General features: G+C 33.1%; 25 protein-coding genes. All 25 read left to right on the plus strand.

Annotated features, from left to right (window positions below; all coding sequences use genetic code 11):
• Positions 1 to 3: 3 nt before the first annotated feature.
• The 25 genes from ACWPKD_RS03510 to ACWPKD_RS03630 all read left to right on the plus strand — a co-directional run bounded on the left by ACWPKD_RS03510 (position 4) and on the right by ACWPKD_RS03630 (position 17701).
• Positions 4 to 897 (plus strand): carboxypeptidase-like regulatory domain-containing protein, encoded by an 894-nt coding sequence (locus tag ACWPKD_RS03510; RefSeq protein ID WP_455411292.1) that lies wholly within the window; start codon positions 4 to 6, stop codon positions 895 to 897.
• A 103-nt stretch (positions 898 to 1000) separates the two neighbouring features.
• Positions 1001 to 1570, plus strand: coding sequence for a hypothetical protein (locus tag ACWPKD_RS03515; protein WP_455411293.1), 570 nt, complete (start codon positions 1001 to 1003; stop codon positions 1568 to 1570).
• Between the two features lie 168 nt (positions 1571 to 1738).
• On the plus strand, positions 1739 to 2209 hold the full coding sequence (locus tag ACWPKD_RS03520; RefSeq protein ID WP_455411294.1) for a hypothetical protein: 471 nt from the start codon (positions 1739 to 1741) through the stop codon (positions 2207 to 2209).
• 123 nt (positions 2210 to 2332) lie between these two features.
• Positions 2333 to 3028, plus strand: coding sequence for a cyclase family protein (locus ACWPKD_RS03525; RefSeq protein ID WP_455411295.1), 696 nt, complete (start codon positions 2333 to 2335; stop codon positions 3026 to 3028).
• A gap of 89 nt (positions 3029 to 3117) precedes the next feature.
• A complete protein-coding gene (locus ACWPKD_RS03530) occupies positions 3118 to 3708 on the plus strand; it encodes a hypothetical protein (RefSeq protein WP_455411296.1) in 591 nt (196 codons plus the stop codon).
• Between the two features lie 160 nt (positions 3709 to 3868).
• Positions 3869 to 4579 carry an XAC2610-related protein gene (locus ACWPKD_RS03535; RefSeq protein ID WP_455411297.1) on the plus strand — a complete coding sequence of 237 codons (711 nt, stop codon included), beginning with the start codon at positions 3869 to 3871 and terminating at the stop codon, positions 4577 to 4579.
• A gap of 142 nt (positions 4580 to 4721) precedes the next feature.
• The gene (locus tag ACWPKD_RS03540) at positions 4722 to 5042 is read left to right on the plus strand and encodes a hypothetical protein (protein ID WP_455411298.1); all 321 of its coding nucleotides are present in this window, start codon (positions 4722 to 4724) and stop codon (positions 5040 to 5042) included.
• 128 nt (positions 5043 to 5170) lie between these two features.
• On the plus strand, positions 5171 to 5626 hold the full coding sequence (locus ACWPKD_RS03545) for a glycosyl-4,4'-diaponeurosporenoate acyltransferase CrtO family protein (RefSeq protein ID WP_455411299.1): 456 nt from the start codon (positions 5171 to 5173) through the stop codon (positions 5624 to 5626).
• Positions 5627 to 5714: 88 nt separating this feature from the next.
• Complete coding sequence (locus tag ACWPKD_RS03550) at positions 5715 to 6353, plus strand: hypothetical protein (RefSeq protein WP_455411300.1); 639 nt, start codon at positions 5715 to 5717, stop codon at positions 6351 to 6353.
• A gap of 96 nt (positions 6354 to 6449) precedes the next feature.
• Positions 6450 to 6860: a DUF1801 domain-containing protein gene (locus ACWPKD_RS03555; RefSeq protein WP_455411301.1), complete on the plus strand. Its 411-nt coding sequence runs from the start codon at positions 6450 to 6452 to the stop codon at positions 6858 to 6860.
• 91 nt (positions 6861 to 6951) lie between these two features.
• A complete protein-coding gene (locus ACWPKD_RS03560) occupies positions 6952 to 7467 on the plus strand; it encodes a DUF4199 domain-containing protein (protein ID WP_455411302.1) in 516 nt (171 codons plus the stop codon).
• A gap of 153 nt (positions 7468 to 7620) precedes the next feature.
• Positions 7621 to 8157: a GNAT family N-acetyltransferase gene (locus ACWPKD_RS03565; protein WP_455411303.1), complete on the plus strand. Its 537-nt coding sequence runs from the start codon at positions 7621 to 7623 to the stop codon at positions 8155 to 8157.
• A gap of 257 nt (positions 8158 to 8414) precedes the next feature.
• Positions 8415 to 9122 (plus strand): SIMPL domain-containing protein, encoded by a 708-nt coding sequence (locus ACWPKD_RS03570; RefSeq protein ID WP_455411304.1) that lies wholly within the window; start codon positions 8415 to 8417, stop codon positions 9120 to 9122.
• 215 nt (positions 9123 to 9337) lie between these two features.
• Positions 9338 to 9901, plus strand: a complete 564-nt coding sequence (locus ACWPKD_RS03575; RefSeq protein ID WP_455411305.1) for a dihydrofolate reductase family protein — start codon at positions 9338 to 9340, stop codon at positions 9899 to 9901.
• A gap of 121 nt (positions 9902 to 10022) precedes the next feature.
• Positions 10023 to 10397, plus strand: a complete 375-nt coding sequence (locus tag ACWPKD_RS03580) for a hypothetical protein (RefSeq protein WP_455411306.1) — start codon at positions 10023 to 10025, stop codon at positions 10395 to 10397.
• A 160-nt stretch (positions 10398 to 10557) separates the two neighbouring features.
• Positions 10558 to 11115 carry a hypothetical protein gene (locus ACWPKD_RS03585; RefSeq protein ID WP_455411307.1) on the plus strand — a complete coding sequence of 186 codons (558 nt, stop codon included), beginning with the start codon at positions 10558 to 10560 and terminating at the stop codon, positions 11113 to 11115.
• 120 nt (positions 11116 to 11235) lie between these two features.
• The gene (locus tag ACWPKD_RS03590) at positions 11236 to 11661 is read left to right on the plus strand and encodes a cytochrome c oxidase assembly factor Coa1 family protein (protein WP_455411308.1); all 426 of its coding nucleotides are present in this window, start codon (positions 11236 to 11238) and stop codon (positions 11659 to 11661) included.
• Positions 11662 to 11722: 61 nt separating this feature from the next.
• On the plus strand, positions 11723 to 12478 hold the full coding sequence (locus ACWPKD_RS03595) for an XAC2610-related protein (protein WP_455411309.1): 756 nt from the start codon (positions 11723 to 11725) through the stop codon (positions 12476 to 12478).
• Between the two features lie 41 nt (positions 12479 to 12519).
• Positions 12520 to 13245 (plus strand): hypothetical protein, encoded by a 726-nt coding sequence (locus ACWPKD_RS03600; protein WP_455411310.1) that lies wholly within the window; start codon positions 12520 to 12522, stop codon positions 13243 to 13245.
• Positions 13246 to 13314: 69 nt separating this feature from the next.
• Complete coding sequence (locus tag ACWPKD_RS03605) at positions 13315 to 13704, plus strand: hypothetical protein (RefSeq protein WP_455411311.1); 390 nt, start codon at positions 13315 to 13317, stop codon at positions 13702 to 13704.
• A gap of 165 nt (positions 13705 to 13869) precedes the next feature.
• Entirely contained in the window at positions 13870 to 15021 is a 1152-nt protein-coding gene (locus ACWPKD_RS03610) for a hypothetical protein (RefSeq protein WP_455411312.1), read from the plus strand.
• A 96-nt stretch (positions 15022 to 15117) separates the two neighbouring features.
• Positions 15118 to 15915, plus strand: coding sequence for a DUF6896 domain-containing protein (locus ACWPKD_RS03615; RefSeq protein ID WP_455411313.1), 798 nt, complete (start codon positions 15118 to 15120; stop codon positions 15913 to 15915).
• Positions 15916 to 15924: 9 nt separating this feature from the next.
• Entirely contained in the window at positions 15925 to 16371 is a 447-nt protein-coding gene (locus ACWPKD_RS03620; RefSeq protein ID WP_455411314.1) for a DUF6438 domain-containing protein, read from the plus strand.
• 10 nt (positions 16372 to 16381) lie between these two features.
• A complete protein-coding gene (locus ACWPKD_RS03625; RefSeq protein ID WP_455411315.1) occupies positions 16382 to 16948 on the plus strand; it encodes a hypothetical protein in 567 nt (188 codons plus the stop codon).
• A 141-nt stretch (positions 16949 to 17089) separates the two neighbouring features.
• Complete coding sequence (locus ACWPKD_RS03630; RefSeq protein ID WP_455411316.1) at positions 17090 to 17701, plus strand: hypothetical protein; 612 nt, start codon at positions 17090 to 17092, stop codon at positions 17699 to 17701.
• Positions 17702 to 17811 lie beyond the last annotated feature (110 nt).

A 17811-nucleotide genomic window follows, 5' to 3' on the forward strand; every position in this document is an offset into this window, starting at 1 on the left:
AGTATGAAACAACTAATTCTATTTATATTTATTTTAAAAACAACTATTAGCTTAGGACAAATAAAAGCAAAAGTTGTTGATCAAAATTCATTACTCGGAATACCTTTCGTAAATATATGGGTTGAGAATACTCAAATTGGAACAACAGCTAATGAAAAAGGTGAATTTATAATCAATACCCCAATTGGAAAGACAATCGTATTATCTTCGGTAGGATATGAAACTAAAAAAATAAACATAACTGATATTCCCTCTTTAATTAAACTAACTCCCAAAGTAGTAGAACTCAATGAAATAATCATTGCTTCAAAAAAAGGAAAAACTAAAAATGTAATTGGGAAATTTGAAGATTCTGAAATTAGCTATTATTATGCCGCTAACAATAATCCTGAAATAAAAGCCAGATTTTTTCCTTTTGATCCCACACTCTTAAAAACTCCTTTTTTAAATAAAATCAAACTGCGTATTTATAGTGACATAAAAAACGCCAAATTCAATATCCGTTTGTATTCCTGCGACTCACTTGGCATGCCAGGTTATACTTTAAGCGAACAAAATATAATCGGAATTGTAAAAAAGGGAGTGAATAACATAGAAATTGATTTGTCTGATTTAAATATAATGTTCCCCAAAGAAGGACTTTTCGTAAGCTATGAATGGTTGATTATAGATGAAAACGAATTTAAAGCATCTTTTCAAATGCCAAATTCAAAGGAAAGAAAAGAAATAAGCCTATACGAACCAAAAGTTGGTCTTTTACCTGCTAAAACCAATATGAATAGCTGGACTTATAAAAATGGCGTATGGCAAAAAGAAGCAATCTTAGCCGGAAACACCCCAACCCCCTACTTAAACAATTATGGTGTTTTGGCTGTAGAATTAACACTAACCGATTAAATACTTTATACGACAGCAGTTTGAAGTGTGACGTTTCAGTATATTTGAGGGGTAGTGGTCAGGCAACTGCGACACGCAATCAGACAACAACACAAAACAAAAGATGAAGGAATTAATACTATTGATAAGTATTTCAGGACTGAGTTTTCTGCTCTTCCTCGTGACATTTATTTTGGGGGTGACCAAAAAGAAAAAGAAACTTATTGTGACTTCATTTTTATGCTTTTTTATTTTTATCGGTTTGACAGGTTGGACGGTATTTACGTTTGTAAATAAGTCCTACAACAAAGTGACAGAAACTTTAAAACCAAGAACGGGTGACGAAATTTATGACGCACTATTTGACCAACGACAAACGAACTGCATTAAGATTTTAAACTATCAAGACCAGGTTGTTCCTAAAATTGACTATGCAATCTGGCTGCATTTTGAAACCTGCCCAAATGAATTAAAGCGAATTTTATCAAGACACGAATTCACGGCAGTAAAACTCGCTACGGCAAAATTGGATGGAAAAATTCCACACAGTGAAACTTTAGACTGGTTTAACCCGACGAAATTAGGCGACACAATTATGGTTTACGAATACGCTACAATTGACAGTAGAAATATTCAAACTATTTGGACTACTTTAGACAGCACAAAAGTTTACGTTAGAGACATCCTTGACTAAAGCTGAACTTCAAAACATCAACTCAGAAATAAAAGCTCCAACGAATAACAGCGGTTTAAACAATTGTGGAACCGGTGTGATTAGGTTTTAAAGTCTTTGCCTCTATTCCTCTTTCTAACTTTTTGGTATATTTGGGAGTTTGCAGAAATTCATCACAGATAACTAAAAATGAAATACTTACAATTACTATTTTCTTTGATCTTTACAATTACAATTTTCTATTTTGTAATAAAGTGGCTTATACTTTTAAATAAAGACAGAAGAAAAATAAAGACTAAACTCGGATTAAACTATATAGAAACCAGTGACCTAAGAATCTGGGCAATGTATAGAAGAACCTTCATAATAGATTTTGGAGAAAATTATCAGTACGCAAAATTTACTTTTACAAATGATGAAGTATATATTTACTTAAGAAATTCTTTACCTAAAACTTATGTTGGTCCTTTTGTTCTTAAAGCAAATGAAAGCAGTAATTATTCATACCTAACAAAGTTTTATATTACAAAACTTCAGTTTATTGGAAGTGATTTAAAAATACACTTTAAACATAAATATTTTATTGGCGTAAAATATGGCCTAAGTATCAGCGGGGTAAACGATATAGATATTGAAAAAATAAAATCGAACCTTTGCTAACAACGGTTTAAACAAAACCTTCCCTCTTTTACACTATTCTTTTAATCTTTTTGTATATTTGAGTAGTAACGGTCATTGTAGAGCGGCATCTAAGTCATAACTCACAAACAAAAAAAGAGAAAAATGGACAAAACAGTAAAATCTGAGCATACAGAAACTGGCCTATTGATTGATTTAAGCCATACAATAGAACACGGTCTTGTAACATACAAAGGCTTACCGGCACCAATTATTTGTGATTATTTGAGCAGAGAAGACTCAAAGAAATTTTATGCCGAAGGAACTCAATTTCAAATTGGTAAAATTGAAATGGTAGCAAACACCGGAACTTATATCGATTGTCCTTTTCACAGATTTGAACACGGGAAAGACCTTTCGGAAATTGGCTTAGAAAGCTTCACGGATCTTGATGCAATTGTAATTAGTGTACCGTATTCAGAAACGTTGGAAATAACGGAAGCCCATTTAATAAATCACGAAGTTAAAAACAGAGCCGTTTTGATTCATACAGGTTGGGACAGCAATTGGAACACCGAAAAGTATTATGAGAATCATCCTTACCTGACAGAAGGAGCGGCCAAATATTTAAGAGATTCCGGTGCTAAATTAGTTGGGATCGACTCTCATAATATTGACAGTACATTAGGTAAAACAAGGCCCGTTCATACAACACTTTTAGGAGCTGAAATATTAATTGTTGAACATCTTTGCAATCTTTTTTTATTACCAAAAGACGGTTTCACTTTTAGTGCAATTCCACCAAAATTTAAAGGTGTCGGAACATTTCCTGTTAGAGCAATGGCTAAGCTGAAAAAATAATTAGCAGCAAAATTAAATTTACATATCGATACAATGCACAAGCGTAGCAACTGCTGAAGGAAAGCCGGCGTGACGTTAGCCACAATTTTATGGAAATAATTGATTCAAACAACCTATTACATTTTTTAGCATCAAATAAAACTGCTTCTGGTAGCTGTGATCATTCTGAATATTTAGAATGGAATAATGGAAATGAGCACTTTAAATCATCTCTCATTAAATTTGGATACGTTAAAGCAAATGGAAATCAAGCAGAAAATTTCACTTATTCAGAAACCAACTCACTGATTGATTTAGATTTTTACCCTTATTATCGCTGTGATATTTTTCAATGCAAAAAATGCAATACTCTCTTTTTTCATTATACAGAATCAATCAATCAGAAAGAAGAAGAAAAATATCGGCTAATTCGTAGAGAACTTATCAACATTGATGGGATTAAACCTAAACATCGAATCGTTATAGATTATAAAGGATTAGAATACGTGATATACAAAAATCCAGATTTGACTTATGAAATTTCGATTTCAAAAGACATCGCTGTTGGCGTTGATATTTTTCATCAATTGACAAATGAGGAGCAGGTAAATTATTTAAAAAATGGTATTTCTGCCTTAAATGAAAGAATGCATGATATGGATATCAATTACAATAAGTATAAAGTGATTTCCTGGAGATAAAAACTGTGGCTAACTGCTGTTTTAAGAAATTAAGACTTAGGTGTTTAGTGGAATGCGCTTTTTGTATATTTGGCTTCAGTCCTAATGGATTGCTTTGGCAACAAAAATCCAAACTTAGTAAAGCCGTCGGGACGTTATAGCTATTTTAAAACCAACAACAATGTTTACAAAATCAATCTTCATATTGACACTACTTGCCACGATAACCAGTTGTAATAAAGTCAGAGAAAATACGGAAACCTCCAAAATCGACAGTGTAAAAACAAAAATAGACACTACAAAAACATATCAAAATAGTTTGACAAATAATCCGGTTAACGATTCTGAAATACAAGAAATAAATTGTGATTCCGTTTATAAAGATAAAGGAATATCATTAAAACTAATTCCGCTGGACACGAACAAGCTTCACCAACCAAGATATCAGTTTATCTTTATTGTAAACAGGCAGCAAAATGCTAAAAAATCTGAAATCTATCGGGACACCATTGATAGCACCGTTCAGGAAGTCAGGTTTGCTGACTTTAACAATGACAATGTGAAAGACATTCTAATTCAAAATATCTCCGACGTTAGAAGTAACTGGACTTACAACTTATATCTTGTCGACAAAAACTCAGCGTCAATAAAAAAAATTAAAGGCTTTCAAGAAATAAAAAACCCTAATTACCTTCCCAAGTATGACCTTATTGACAATATGGTCATGTCTGGCCGAAATTGGACAAGCTTTTACAAAATTGTAGGCGATACCATAAAAGACTTTAATATTGTAATCTATGATGGCGAAGATGAAAACGGAAAAGTCACCTACGAAGCTGACTACAAAAAGGCTATTAAAGAAATATTAGCGAAAGAGAAAAAGGGCCAATAAAACGGTTTTATAAATGAAGGGGAATTGAAGAACCAAGTCTAACACTTCTCTCCTATTTAATCACAATCTTCTTCCAGACTTTTGGTATATTTGGGAGTTAGCAGTAATTTTAATAAACAGACGCTTAAAACAATATTTAGCAATGGATTTCTTTATAATTTTATCTTTTTTACTGATAATCTTACCGATAATTTTTCAAATTTTCTATGAAAAAAAAACTATTTCCAATACTGCTGATTTAAGTTTTAGAGAAGTTTGTTTTTTGAGTTTTATATTTCAAATATTCTTAACCTTTTTAGGATTTAATATCACTTCAAAAAGTTTAGAGGCTAGAGGATTTGAATGCGGAATAGCACCGTTTATGATTATTGGTATAAGTTTTATAGTAACTTTATTAATGTTTATTATAATGGGAATTCAACTTTATATAAAAACAGTTCTAATGATTAAAGTCAGCAGCTAACAGCGGTTTTATAAAATGGCTTAGCCCTGCTTGCACCATCAAACAAAGCCTTTATTTTCAGTTTTTTCTTTCAATCTTTTCGGTATATTTGTGGCTAGTCATAAGTGTCTGTCATGATTTATAAATATATGTCCTTTAGCATTTCAATAGCCATTATTTCCTGGATGGTTGGAATGATTATTAATGCTGTATTGCGAAAAACAGCGTTCTACCACAATAACTTATCCAATTTAAATTTTATCAAAAGTCATAAACTGAATAAAATTATCGGACTGGACCTTTTTAAGTGGATCGTAAAAAATACATTCTTTAAATTTTTCAATCAAAAACTGAAACTGAAAAAGAAAGTCGAAAAAGCGGATATAACTAAATTACGTGCCGAAATGACGATTTCAGAAATCGATCATTTAATCGGTTTTGCTTTCGTAAGCATTTTTGTTTTCATAAAATGTTATAATTCCCAGTACTTATTCGGGTTCACTATCATGATCATAAACATCCTGATGAATTTGTACCCGTCACTATTGCAACAAGAGAATAAAAGACGTATTGATAAAATGATGAAAAAACTCGGGTTGCAGTGATTTCGAATAAAACCTTTTCTCTTTTAATTTTCAAACAGAAATAACCAGTCAACAACAATAACAAACCAATTAACACAATGCCAAACACATGAAACGAATTGCATTCTTTTTATTGATTTCTATTTTATCTATAGGGTTTCAGAAGTCCTTCGCTAACTCCGGCCCTAAATTCAGCGAACTTACTGTTGTGATGAAAGACGGATCAACCAAAGAAGGAAAAATTAAACATCCCTTCAATCTGAATAAAAAGATAGTCCTTATTGATGCAAACGGTAACGAAGAAGTAATTCCAAATATTGACGTAAAAGGTATTGTGCTAAAAACCGACAGTGGCATTCCTCTTTCCTTTGACAACGTAACCTATTATAAAAGCCCAAGACAGGCTAAAATTGCTAAGTCACCACGTTTTATGATGGTCAGCATGCGCGGCCCGGTAACGTTATATTACGACACTTATCAGGATGTAACCCACGCTATGGGTGCCGGCATGAGTTATTTTTCCACAGGGGTTACTTACTATGGTAAAAGAATGGATGAGCCAGCTGCATCAGTGCTTTCAAGTTACGTTAACGGTCAAGTAAACCCCAACGTGGTTTTTAGGTTGTGCGCACCAAGATACTTTGCAGATTTTCCGGAACTTGCGGCCAAAATTGAATCTAAAAAAGTGACGTATTACGAAATCGTTTCAGTTGTTCTTGAATACAACAATTGGAAGAATTCTCAGTAATGGTATTACTGTACCATTTAAATGTTTTCTTCTTTTGAACTTTTAGAAATGTTTCGGAGTTAACACCAATTATTAAAATAAAACATCTAAAAAACCATGGAAGGTAATAAAAGTGTTCAAGCCTGGATTGACAGTGTAAAACCTGAGCATAGTTTAACAGTAATACGTGTTGATACACTTATCCGGGAAATTCTTCCGGACATAGTATGTACCACAAAGTGGCATAAGCCTTCACAACCACTTGGCATCCCTTTTTACGGACTTCCTGATAAAGGCTGGATGTTTGCCATGTGGTCGTTTAAAGACTCTGTTGGCGTTGGTTTTATTGCCGGAACACTTTTGAACCCGGAACCTCCGGTGGCAAAAATGGCAGGTCCCTGGAACAGAACCTCAGACTATAAGGCACGAAGAATCGATATCCATAACGACTCCGAGTTTGATGAGGAGCAGTTACGTTCGTGGTTAACCCAAGCAAAGGATTTACCGGGTTGGAGTAAAATTGAATAAATGAAGTTAGGAAAGACTTCTAAGACAAATCTTATAAATTTCTGTAACATTTTGGCACCCGTTATCGTCTTACTTTAAAAAAGAAAATAAGATGAGTCAAAATAAAAACCTGCCTTTAAAAATGGGCTTGATCTGTGGTGCTTCTTTAGGAGTTGTAGTAGTCAGTATCGGAATCATAAGATATAAAACAGGGATGATACTTAGAGGTGATCAATCGCTAAGCTATGTCTACTGGATGATTTTTGCCATAACGGTATTCTTGGCCGTTCTCCGGTTTAAAAGGCTGGATTCTTCATCATTTTCATTTAACCGAACTGTTAAAATTGGACTGTTTGCCGGTTTACTGAGCGGTTTGCTATATACCGTCTACATTGTGATCCTTAATAATTATATTGATCCGGAGCTTACTGCCAAAATAGCCCAATTTAGTGAACAGGCCCTTCTTTCAGACAACCCGGGATTGTCAAAGGAAGAAATTGACAACTCGTTAATATCCGTAAAAATGAATCCTGCTTTAAGGGGATTAATTTACACCTTAGTATGCATGACTTCCGGCATTGTTTATTCGTTTATTGGTACAATTGTTGCGAAAAGACTTAAACATTAATCACAGTAACCGCTAACTACACTAAGTAACGTTGAAAGGAATAAAACTTTCGTTCCTTTTCAACTTTCATCTTTTACTCTTTTGGGTATATTTGTGTGTTAGCAGTAATTTTAGCACAACAAAATCCTAAATAGAAATAAATAAGCCAAAATAGTGAAAATTAAAAGTCTTGAAATTGATAAATTAGTAACTGACCGATTAATACTCATTCCATTTACATTACAAATTTGTAGGAATTTATTAAATGACGACTATAGTGATTTGGAAATTTTGAATCTAAAAAAAGGAAAAAGTTGGCCAGACAATGATGTCATTGAAACATTGCCAAAAATAATTAATAACTTATCAAAAGTTAAAAATCCAACAGGCTACGAATCTTGGATGATAATCAAAAAAGAAACGTTAGAAATAATTGGAGATTTGGGTTTTAAAGGATTCAATTATAACGCAGGAAACATTGATATTGGCTATGGAATAATTAAAGAAGAAAGACGAAAAGGATACGCTGAAGAAGCTGTAAAAGAAATTATAAAGTGGGCTTTCTCAAATGAAATGGTAAAAGAAATCACTGCAAACTGTTTGACAGAAAATACAAATTCCATAAATCTACTGACAAAATTTAATTTTATAGAATTAAAGACGGAAAATGGAATGAAATATTGGAATTTAGAAAACGAGAATTTTAAATAAAATCAATAATAACTACTGCTAACAGCGGATTTATAAAATGGCAGAGCCCGGTGCTTAATGGAACGATTCCGCTTTAAAGTCTTTGCTCTAATTTCACTTTTTCTCTTTAAACATTTAGGTATATCTGAAAATCAGTAACAAAAATCCCTGCCTGACACAAAGCCGGCGGGACGTTATAGGTATTTTTTTTACCTTGCTCCCAACCTTTTGCTAAAAATTAGCATCTTTAGTTATAATAAACTAATCAAATGAAATTTATGAAAACACTTTCTTTAATTGCAATCTCATTATTAACAACTTATAATGTATTTAGTCAAGAAAAAAACTTTATTGATCATCCTTATATAGAAACAACAGCGAAATCAGATACTTTAGTTGTTCCTGACAATATCTATATAACAATTATACTCAACGAAAATGATAGTAAAAATAAAAAATCAACTGAAGAGTTAGAAATCACACTAGAGCAAACCCTAAAAAAGTTGAATATAAATACACAGAAAAACCTTAGTTTACTTGATTATAATAGTGATTTCAAAAAGTACTTTTTCAAAGGTCAAAATATCTTAAAGGTAAAAAATTACTCATTATTGGTTCATGATGCAGTTACAGCTGGAAAAGTTTTGGTTGAACTTGAAAATGTAGGCATTTCAAATGTGGAAATTGCTAAAACTGAATACTCAAAAGCTGAAGAACTGATTGAAAATTTAAAATCTTCAGCAATATTGAAAGCAAAAAAATATGCCAACAAACTTGCGAATCCAATCGGCCAAAAAGCAGGAAAAGCAATTTTTATATCTGATAATTCTGCCACTGTGCTTTCTCAACTTCAGGGACAAGTAGTTGGTATACAAATCAGAGGAGCAGCAAGTATTTATGGCAGTAGAGCAGCAGAACCAATTTTAGTGGATTTTCAAAAATTGAAATTTGAATCACAAGTTAGTGTCAGATTTACGCTTGAATAACAAAAACTGGCTATAACAGTTGGTTTGTGCAAGTGGAGTTTTAGGATTTATTGGTAAAGGTCAGTGTTTGCACTTCTCTCCTAATTTTCACTTTTTCTCTTCAAACTTTTAGGTATATTTGTAAACATCAGTAACAAAAATCCTTGTCTGACACAAAGCCGGCGGGACGTTACAACACTCGCTCAAGCAAACGACAGGACTTTAAAAAAGACACCATGAGAAAAGTAATTGCTGCCATCAACATGACTCTTGACGGTTATTGCGACCATACCGTAATTGACCCGGATGAAGAAATACATCGCTATTATGCCGAACTGTTAGAAAAAGCTGGCGTTGTTCTCTATGGAAGGATCACTTATCAGCTAATGGAGTATTGGAGGCCTATAGTACAAAATCCAACCGGCGATAAAGCAATGGATGAATTTGCCGTAGCAATGGACAAGGTGCCCAAAATCGTTTTTTCCCACACTATGAAACAAGTAGATTGGAAAAGTGCAAGATTGGCCACGCAAGGTCTTAAAGAAGAAGTTTCTGCCCTTAAACAACAAGCCGGTAAAGACATTTTCGTGTGCAGCCCGAGTTTAATTACAGCATTGACGAAGCTTAATTTAATAGACGAATACCAGCTTTGTGTTCACCCGGTAATCGCAGGAAGCGGCTTGCCCCTGTTTAAAAAAATCAGCGAAAGGATCGTTCTTAAACTTATAAAGTCAAAACCATTTGATTCTGGAGCGATGTTACTTTATTATGAACCTGCTGAGAATGGAGATAGTAAGTAACTCTACAGAATTTACTTCTCACTTATTCCAATAGCTTCTTTTGATGTTTTTGGGTATATTTGGGAGTTAGTGGCAATCGTATAATACGTTGCGAAAAACCATACTTAAGAAATATAACTATATGAACTTAAAAGCATTCGTTTCTCTTTTAATAATTAATTGCTTAGTATTATTTTCTTGTGACAAGGCAAACTCTTCTTGTGAGAATTTATCAAAAGGAGATGTTTGTATAATTTTAAAAAATCGAAGTGGAAAAAACATAAAATCGATAGAGGTAAAACATGAACGAGGCAAAACTGAAATGACAAATTTAGCTGATAATGAAAATGCTAATGTTGCCTTTAACTCTCCTGGAGAAAGTTCATACAGAATTATAGTCATTTTTGAAGATGGGCAAACAGTTAAGTCTAATGGATCATATATTGAAGGTGGTTACAGAATGACTGAAATTATTCACTGTGATAAAATTGAAACTAAAGTTGCCGATTTGTATTAATTAACGACTGCCACTAACAGCGGTTTTAAGAAATTGGGGTTTCGGTGTTTAATGGAAAGAGCTTTTTGTATATTTGGCTTCAGTCTTAATGGAATGGTTTGGGAACAAAAATCCCCAACTTCTTAAAGCCGGCGGGACGTTGTACATAATTCTAAGAAAAATGCTAAAACTAAACCCAACACTCATCTTGTTTTTAATTTTGATTTCGTGCAACGGTACCAATGAAAAAAATAAATTCGAAAATTCAAATAGCGCTATTACCCAAATTGACACACAAAAGAAAGCTCAAGAAAAACCTAAAACAAAACCGCTTTTAAGTGAAAATGGATTTTTGTTTAACATCGAAGGAATTTATTTGACCACAGAAAATGAAATTGAATGTCAAATCAAACTTGAGATTTTCAAGGAAAATGAAACTCTTAAATATAAATTCAAAACACCGAAAAAAGATTTGACAGGTGAGGTTTCCGTAAGTCTAAATGAAAAAAAAGATGGTTATTATTTAAGTTTAAAAGGGATACAATGGAGTGAATATGAAGGCACCATTGAATACGACGAAAATGGTGAAGAAATTGAAAATGAGTATGAACTTCCAAAAGATCTTAAAGGAATACTTTATGAAAACCAAATAGTAATTCAAAACACCGGAAATTCAATGAATTACTATGTCCAATTGGCTGAATGTGATTTGAAATATATTTACTTAAATAAGAAATAAAAACTACGCACAACAGCGGTTTTATGCAAGGGCGTTTAGGTGTTTATTGGTATATTTGGGAATTAACTGCAAGTGAGCCAAAATTGAATATAAACCTGGATTGTAAAATAAAATTTAGAAATGGATAACGAATTGATTACTGAAAAAAATTGGTGGAAAAAAAACTGGAAATGGTTTATCCCACTGTCTGGATTTGTCTTAATTTTTATCCTTATAATCAATTCAAATCTAAGTGGTTTAAGTGATTTTGCTCAAACTTATGCCGATCCTTCCCTTTGCCAAAATGCCATTGATGAAGCAAATAAAAACAATCAGGTAATTCTACGTTTAGGAAAATTAGAACCAATTGATAAGCTTGCAATTATGGAAGGCAATTCAGTATATTCCAACAACAATAAAACTGTTACTGCTACATTTAGGGTTTCTGGAAAAAATGGAAACGGAAAAATGGATATTTCAGCCGATAAGAATGGTGAAAAATGGGAATATAAAAATATCAGAATAAGAATAAAAAAAACCGGTGAAGAAATAAAAATTATACAATAATTAAATTTCCATCGGTTTAAAACAATATTGCAGATCATAGCCGCAATACCAAAATATCAAAGTGAATCAACCAATATTCATATCATTCCTACTGCTCCTTTTGACTGCCTGCAGCTCAAATGACAAAAATAATGCTGCTAAGAATAAGAACCAAAGTGACAGTATACTTCAACTTTACATCTATAATCGTGAGTCTGATGATGAATCAAATTTGCCGGATGATTCCTTAAAGATCTATAGTTCCAGTTTTGAAAAATCGTTAGAACTCTATGAGGAAATTGATTCGTTGGAAAAACAAGTTTATGATCAGGTTTACTTTTCAATTTTTCAATTGAACCGAGAGAAATTTTCAATAATTATTGATTCTTCAACGGTAAAGGCGTTTAAGTTCACAAACAAGCACTACAAGAAAATACAAAGCATTGACTGTAACCTTGGTGTAAACGGAATTAAACTTCAAAAAACCGATATAAATACGGATGGCTACAAAGACATTTTAATCGAAGTTCCGAGCGGCGGGTTTTACGGATCTGCGTATTTCTGTTTATTTTATGATCCGGATACAAAATCGCTGGTTTATGATAAAAAGACCGAACTGAGAAATATTGAACCATCGCTAAAAAACCGGCACATAACCAGTCATTCAAGCATGCAAAGTCATACTTATTCTATTGACAAGTATAAATTCAAACTAATTGAAAAAAGAATTGACCTTGGCAAAACAACCGGAATTATGGAACTTGAAAATAAAGTTGAAGTTTCCAGGTTTGATGCAAACGGTAAATTAATTCAAAAAGACACCTTAGTTGAACGATAAGGAAAATAGCTATTAGCCACAATCCTAAAATGAACGCTCCCATGAATGGAAAATTTCTAATCTTTACACTCCTTTTCTTTGTAAATCTATTTTCCCAAAACTGTCACACAGAAATACTAAAAGAAGGAAAAGCAGATTCAAAAAACCTACTTGCAGCATTTCAAAAAGAGAACTTTTCCGGTCTTTGGTTAAAGACAGACAATCAAAACATTTATGGTGTCATCGGGAAGAATAACCGAAGACTTCTAATAAAATTCATTTCAATTAAAAAGAATGAATTAAATTCCCAGGAATATTATATAGTTGGAAAATCCAGCGTGAACGGGAATAACTGCGATTTTAAAGGCATGATAACTTTGCAAGAAATCAAAGAAGTAAAAAACGCCGGATTTGGAGTAGATAATGAATATCAGGGAAAAATTAAAAACCAATATTTACTAACGGCTGAGTATGTATTCTATGAAATCCGGGGGCAAAAAAATGCGGGGGCATTTAAAGGAAAACTGGAAACAAAATTTTACACAGATAACGATAACAGTATAAAATATAACGACATTGGAATAGCTGCAGACGGCTATTTCAATAATGGTTTCACGGGAACCTGGAAAAGTTATGCTGCCAATAAAATTTTAAAATGCAACTGGGGCGATTATCGTGTTCCAAATTCAGATTGTGATTTTGATATTGGCGCCGGAGAATTCAGTGTTTCCGAAAAATACCAAATGAATGGATGGCAGAAAAAACCAAAAGCAAATTGGTGGAAATAAAAGAAATGGTACTTAATATGCTATGAAACGGAACAATCTTTAGGTATATTTGGGAATTGCACACAACTTTTGAAAAATCTACATCTAAAATATCTGATTCTATTATTACTTTCTATTTCTTGTAAAAAAGAGATTGAAAGGAATGACTTCTATGAAAATCTTGAAAAAGAGAAAAAAGAAAAGCTTCTTTTCAATATTGGCAAAGTGTATTTTGAAAATAATTGTAAAGGCTGTCATAATAAATACGGAACTGATAATTTCCTAGTTTATGGAATTAAAAATGATAAATACAAATTTGTTTTTTTAAGAGCATTTATTAACAATCAAGACAGTTTAATTAAAAATGGTAATGAGACTGCTATAAAGATGAATGAGGAATATAACAACTTTCCCTATAGACATAAGTTTAAATTAAATGATAATGAAATAAAATCTATTTTATATTATCTGAAAAATTAAAGCAGCATAAAACAGCAATTTTATTAAATGGCAAGTGTCGCTTCACAAGGGAACAAGCCGGAATCATTCAAACTTTCCCTATATTTGAACATCAACAACAAATTTCCGCCTTTTTAAAGCCGGCGGGACGTTAGCTTAAATTAAAAAATTGAATTTAATAAGCAGATGACAGTAACAGCCGTAGTTATATTTGGGATTTTTATAGCGCTGACAGCCATAATTTTAGTTTTAAACATCGGTCTTTCTGAACCGAGACAACGAAACAGGTATCGAAGAAATTATGAGCATCAGGATTTGATTGACAGTATCCACTCCAGAATTGCAAAATCCAATGGCGCAACAATTGAGCATTTTTCACTTGAGAATCAACAAGTAACTGATTTTTATAAAGATGCAGAATTTATCAATAAAGATTGTAAAACCGTTGAGGAATTTATAATCAATGACGATATAACCGCTTTTGATTTAAGAAAACTTGCCGATCTAAACGGAATCAGTCTGCAGATTTCACCGGCATGGTACCCGATGACCCTGGAACTCATCAAAGAGTTAAACGCTAACGGCTGGGATAAAAAAGTTACCTGTATTAAAGAAAAATACGCTTCTCTGAGATTTTATACGCATTGTGAATATGGAGACAATATTCACAAAATTATTGATGGTTACGAATACAAATCCCAAACTGTTTGTGAAACCTGCGGAGAGAAAGGAGAAATCAGGCATAATTCAGGATGGGATTATGTAGCATGCAGAAAGCATTATTTAGAAAACAGAGGCAAAATTACCGTTGACAGCAAAGGCTTTAACCACAACGGGACTTATTATCATTGGGATGAAATTAAAGAGCGGTCATTCGAAGATCCGGACCATTACGGGAGATATAGATTCTTGCTGATTGAATTAAACAAAAGCATTGTTAAACATGCCGGATGGAGTGATAACAAATTGTATATCTCAAAAAACACCATCGGATTCGGGAATTTGCTGAGTCATCTTTCCAAAAACTTTTACAGCTCTGCTCATAGTTATATCCGAAAGTTTGAAGAGGTGGCGTTTTGTGAAATTTGCGGTTATCAGGCCGTTTATAATGAGGAATGTGAATGCTGCGAAAACGAAACCTGGCAAGGTTATTTAGAAAATTGGAAAAGCGAAGAAAACACTGCCGAAAAAAAACACGAACACATTAAATTCAGGCAAATTGACTGGGCTTCAGATGATGGCGAGCGCTGCGAATCGGAACAAAAAAATTACATCAAAAATCCGGATCATAAAATACTTTTTAACGATGATGATTTAAAAGAATATTTAGAATACTGATTATAAATTACTGTATTATAAAATTATATTTTACTCCTAGCGTTAATACTAATTAAAGACAGCTGAACACCAATAATCATATACAACAAAAGTATCGTGCTAATAACAACTGAAATAATTTCAATAAATTCAACAGACGAAATCCCAAGTATTGAAGCTATTAAAGCAATTCCAAGAGAAAAAAACTTAAAAATTGTTTTTAGTGATGCTTTAGAAAACCAAAGGGAAAGAATTGGCGCGTTTTTAAAAGACAAACTTGAAGGTTTTCAAATTGGCGTACACACTTTGGAACCTGAAATAAATATTACAAAACTAATCACCGATGAAGAAATTGAAGCGAATCAAAAATTCTTCGAACAGTGTGCAAAAGATTACAGGGAATTAGGCGAAATACTGATTTATAAATTAGCCGATAAACTTGGAAAAAAAATAAATCCAGAGTGCCCTTGGATGACATTTACTAAATTCTTAGGCAATGATTACCAAACAGGTACTCTTGAAAATTGGAACTATTTCCTGCATGGTTTTCATTGTAGGTTCAGCAATAAAAAAACAAAACAAAAAATTGAAGTCCCTCTTGTTTTCAGCCTTGAATTTGGGGATTTAGATCCTTATTTCTTTTCCATTTACATAAAGTCTACTTCAAAATATCAGCCTTTACCAGTAAATATCTATGAAGACTATGCTGATGGAGTAAGAATCAATGAAAAAATGCTGGCCCTTGGGAAATTTGAGCGAATTCATTCGAATTTTGATAACCATTACGGAATAGTCGTAACCGATAGAAATAAAGTGGAAATAAAAACATTCGATCAGATTACTCCAATACCGGTAAAATCAAAATTTAACCTTTGGAAGTTTATCATCGGATTACTAAATAAAAAACAGCAGTAACATTTTACCATGACAAGAAAATTACTCATCCCAACAATATTTATCGTATTGACGACTTTATTCGGTTGTGGCCAAAATTCACGATCTGAGACTGAGGTCATCGAGAAGATTGAAATGAATTTGAGTGCTTTCGGCGTGGAATCAGACAGCTTTCCTTCCATAGAAGCTGATATTGACTTTACAAAAGGCACAAGTGTTTGTGTGAAGTCCTATTACAACCCGGAATATAAAGGTTCGACCTATTCGCTCAGCAAGACAGAAATGACAAAAATAATACACTTGCTTAAGATTTCGGACGTGCAAAAATTAAAACCAGAATACAACGTTACAATGCCGGATCAGCCAAGTTCCAGAGCCGTTATTTATACTACCCATGCAAAATATGAGATTAATGACTATGGCCTTGAAGGCGACTATCCGTTGAAAGAACTTTACAGAATAGTGTATAAATTTTGACCCACAGCTTATGAATTTTTTTAAAAAACTATTTGGAAAAAAGAACATAGAAAACCCTCAAGACTTAGAGGCAGAATCCTATGGAATTGTCAAAGAAAATGCTCACCCGAGAGCTGTAAAATTAATTCCTGAAGATTTCTTTTGGTCCTGCATTGATGAACTGGCACCTTTTGGATCAGATGAAGGCGATATGGCTTTGTCTGAATTCCGTGATTGGAGAAAAAAGAATCCAAACAAAGAAACATATGACTGTTTAAAATGGACTCTTGAAGGCGTTTCGGAAGAAGCTATATCCGAATACAACGAAAGAATACTTGACCGGACAGCAATTAAAGAAAAAATAGAAGACGACTCTTTTGACGATCAGCACTACATTTTTACAGTTGACATTTCAGTTATTGCAACCGGATTTGCACAACTTGCAGACGAAGGCATAATTGACGCCAAAAACAAACCATTACTACAATTAGCAATCAACAGGCAAAAAATCTGGGCAGAACTTTCCACGGATTGGGAAGACAGAAGTGAATACATCGAAAACCTAAATGTTTTGGAAAGGGCTTTAAAAGAAGCCTAAAAAGCCCTCAATAGTTTCATTGAAGCGTGATTAGGTATTTGGGGGTGATTACGGTTTAAGGTCTTCACTCCTATTCTGCTTTTTCTTTGCGGGTTTTAGGTATATTTGTGAGTTAACAGCAAGCTTAAAGAACCTCACATTATGTTGAAAAATCTATTCAAAAAAATTTTTAAAAGAGAAGCAAGTGAAAATTCAGGAATGTTTTTAGTGGCAACACTAAATGACAAAATCATGCCTATAGATGGAGGAAATATTTACGAGGATCCATTAGATGATTATTTAAAAATAAACAATTATGGAGAAGTAACAGGTGGTGGAACAATGCAACTTGAAACTGGTGAAATTGAATTTTGCGACATTGAAATATTCATTAATTCTGATAAATTTGATACAGAAATTGTAAATAAAATTATTGATAAATTAGAAGAACTTGGTGCACCAAAAGGATCGAGTTTATTGATAGAAAAAACCAAAGAAACCTTTTCATTTGGAAAGAAAGAAGGTCTTGCGATATACTTAGACGGAATAAACTTATCGGATGAAGTTTATAAAAATTCTGATTCAGAAGCAATTGCTTTAGAAATCAAAAGATTAGCAGATATTGATACTGACATAATACGATACTGGCAAGGGAATACTGAGACAGCTTTATATTTTTATGGTGAATCGTTTGAAAAAATAAAAGAATCAATAGAGGATTTTGTAAAAACAAATCCGGAATGTGAAAATTGTCGAATTGAAAAAATAGCTTAATTATCAAAGCCAGCTGCTAACGGCGGTTTTATAAAATGGCGGAGCTTGGTGATTAATGGAAAATCTTCCACTTTGTAAAGCCTGCGAAACGTTGGTAACTATTTTCAGAA

The sequence above is a fragment of the Flavobacterium pedocola genome (assembly GCF_053764385.1).

What these genes read in the sequence shown, in the direction of transcription:
- ACWPKD_RS03510 (WP_455411292.1), top strand. Translation starts at nt 4, where the DNA reads ATGAAACAACTAATTCTATTTATATTTATTTTAAAAACAACTATTAGC.
- ACWPKD_RS03515 (WP_455411293.1), top strand. Translation starts at nt 1,001, where the DNA reads ATGAAGGAATTAATACTATTGATAAGTATTTCAGGACTGAGTTTTCTG.
- ACWPKD_RS03520 (WP_455411294.1), top strand. Translation starts at nt 1,739, where the DNA reads ATGAAATACTTACAATTACTATTTTCTTTGATCTTTACAATTACAATT.
- ACWPKD_RS03525 (WP_455411295.1), top strand. Translation starts at nt 2,333, where the DNA reads ATGGACAAAACAGTAAAATCTGAGCATACAGAAACTGGCCTATTGATT.
- ACWPKD_RS03530 (WP_455411296.1), top strand. Translation starts at nt 3,118, where the DNA reads ATGGAAATAATTGATTCAAACAACCTATTACATTTTTTAGCATCAAAT.
- ACWPKD_RS03535 (WP_455411297.1), top strand. Translation starts at nt 3,869, where the DNA reads ATGTTTACAAAATCAATCTTCATATTGACACTACTTGCCACGATAACC.
- ACWPKD_RS03540 (WP_455411298.1), top strand. Translation starts at nt 4,722, where the DNA reads ATGGATTTCTTTATAATTTTATCTTTTTTACTGATAATCTTACCGATA.
- ACWPKD_RS03545 (WP_455411299.1), top strand. Translation starts at nt 5,171, where the DNA reads ATGTCCTTTAGCATTTCAATAGCCATTATTTCCTGGATGGTTGGAATG.
- ACWPKD_RS03550 (WP_455411300.1), top strand. Translation starts at nt 5,715, where the DNA reads ATGAAACGAATTGCATTCTTTTTATTGATTTCTATTTTATCTATAGGG.
- ACWPKD_RS03555 (WP_455411301.1), top strand. Translation starts at nt 6,450, where the DNA reads ATGGAAGGTAATAAAAGTGTTCAAGCCTGGATTGACAGTGTAAAACCT.
- ACWPKD_RS03560 (WP_455411302.1), top strand. Translation starts at nt 6,952, where the DNA reads ATGAGTCAAAATAAAAACCTGCCTTTAAAAATGGGCTTGATCTGTGGT.
- ACWPKD_RS03570 (WP_455411304.1), top strand. Translation starts at nt 8,415, where the DNA reads ATGAAAACACTTTCTTTAATTGCAATCTCATTATTAACAACTTATAAT.
- ACWPKD_RS03575 (WP_455411305.1), top strand. Translation starts at nt 9,338, where the DNA reads ATGAGAAAAGTAATTGCTGCCATCAACATGACTCTTGACGGTTATTGC.
- ACWPKD_RS03580 (WP_455411306.1), top strand. Translation starts at nt 10,023, where the DNA reads ATGAACTTAAAAGCATTCGTTTCTCTTTTAATAATTAATTGCTTAGTA.
- ACWPKD_RS03585 (WP_455411307.1), top strand. Translation starts at nt 10,558, where the DNA reads ATGCTAAAACTAAACCCAACACTCATCTTGTTTTTAATTTTGATTTCG.
- ACWPKD_RS03590 (WP_455411308.1), top strand. Translation starts at nt 11,236, where the DNA reads ATGGATAACGAATTGATTACTGAAAAAAATTGGTGGAAAAAAAACTGG.
- ACWPKD_RS03600 (WP_455411310.1), top strand. Translation starts at nt 12,520, where the DNA reads ATGAATGGAAAATTTCTAATCTTTACACTCCTTTTCTTTGTAAATCTA.
- ACWPKD_RS03610 (WP_455411312.1), top strand. Translation starts at nt 13,870, where the DNA reads ATGACAGTAACAGCCGTAGTTATATTTGGGATTTTTATAGCGCTGACA.
- ACWPKD_RS03620 (WP_455411314.1), top strand. Translation starts at nt 15,925, where the DNA reads ATGACAAGAAAATTACTCATCCCAACAATATTTATCGTATTGACGACT.
- ACWPKD_RS03625 (WP_455411315.1), top strand. Translation starts at nt 16,382, where the DNA reads ATGAATTTTTTTAAAAAACTATTTGGAAAAAAGAACATAGAAAACCCT.
- ACWPKD_RS03630 (WP_455411316.1), top strand. Translation starts at nt 17,090, where the DNA reads ATGTTGAAAAATCTATTCAAAAAAATTTTTAAAAGAGAAGCAAGTGAA.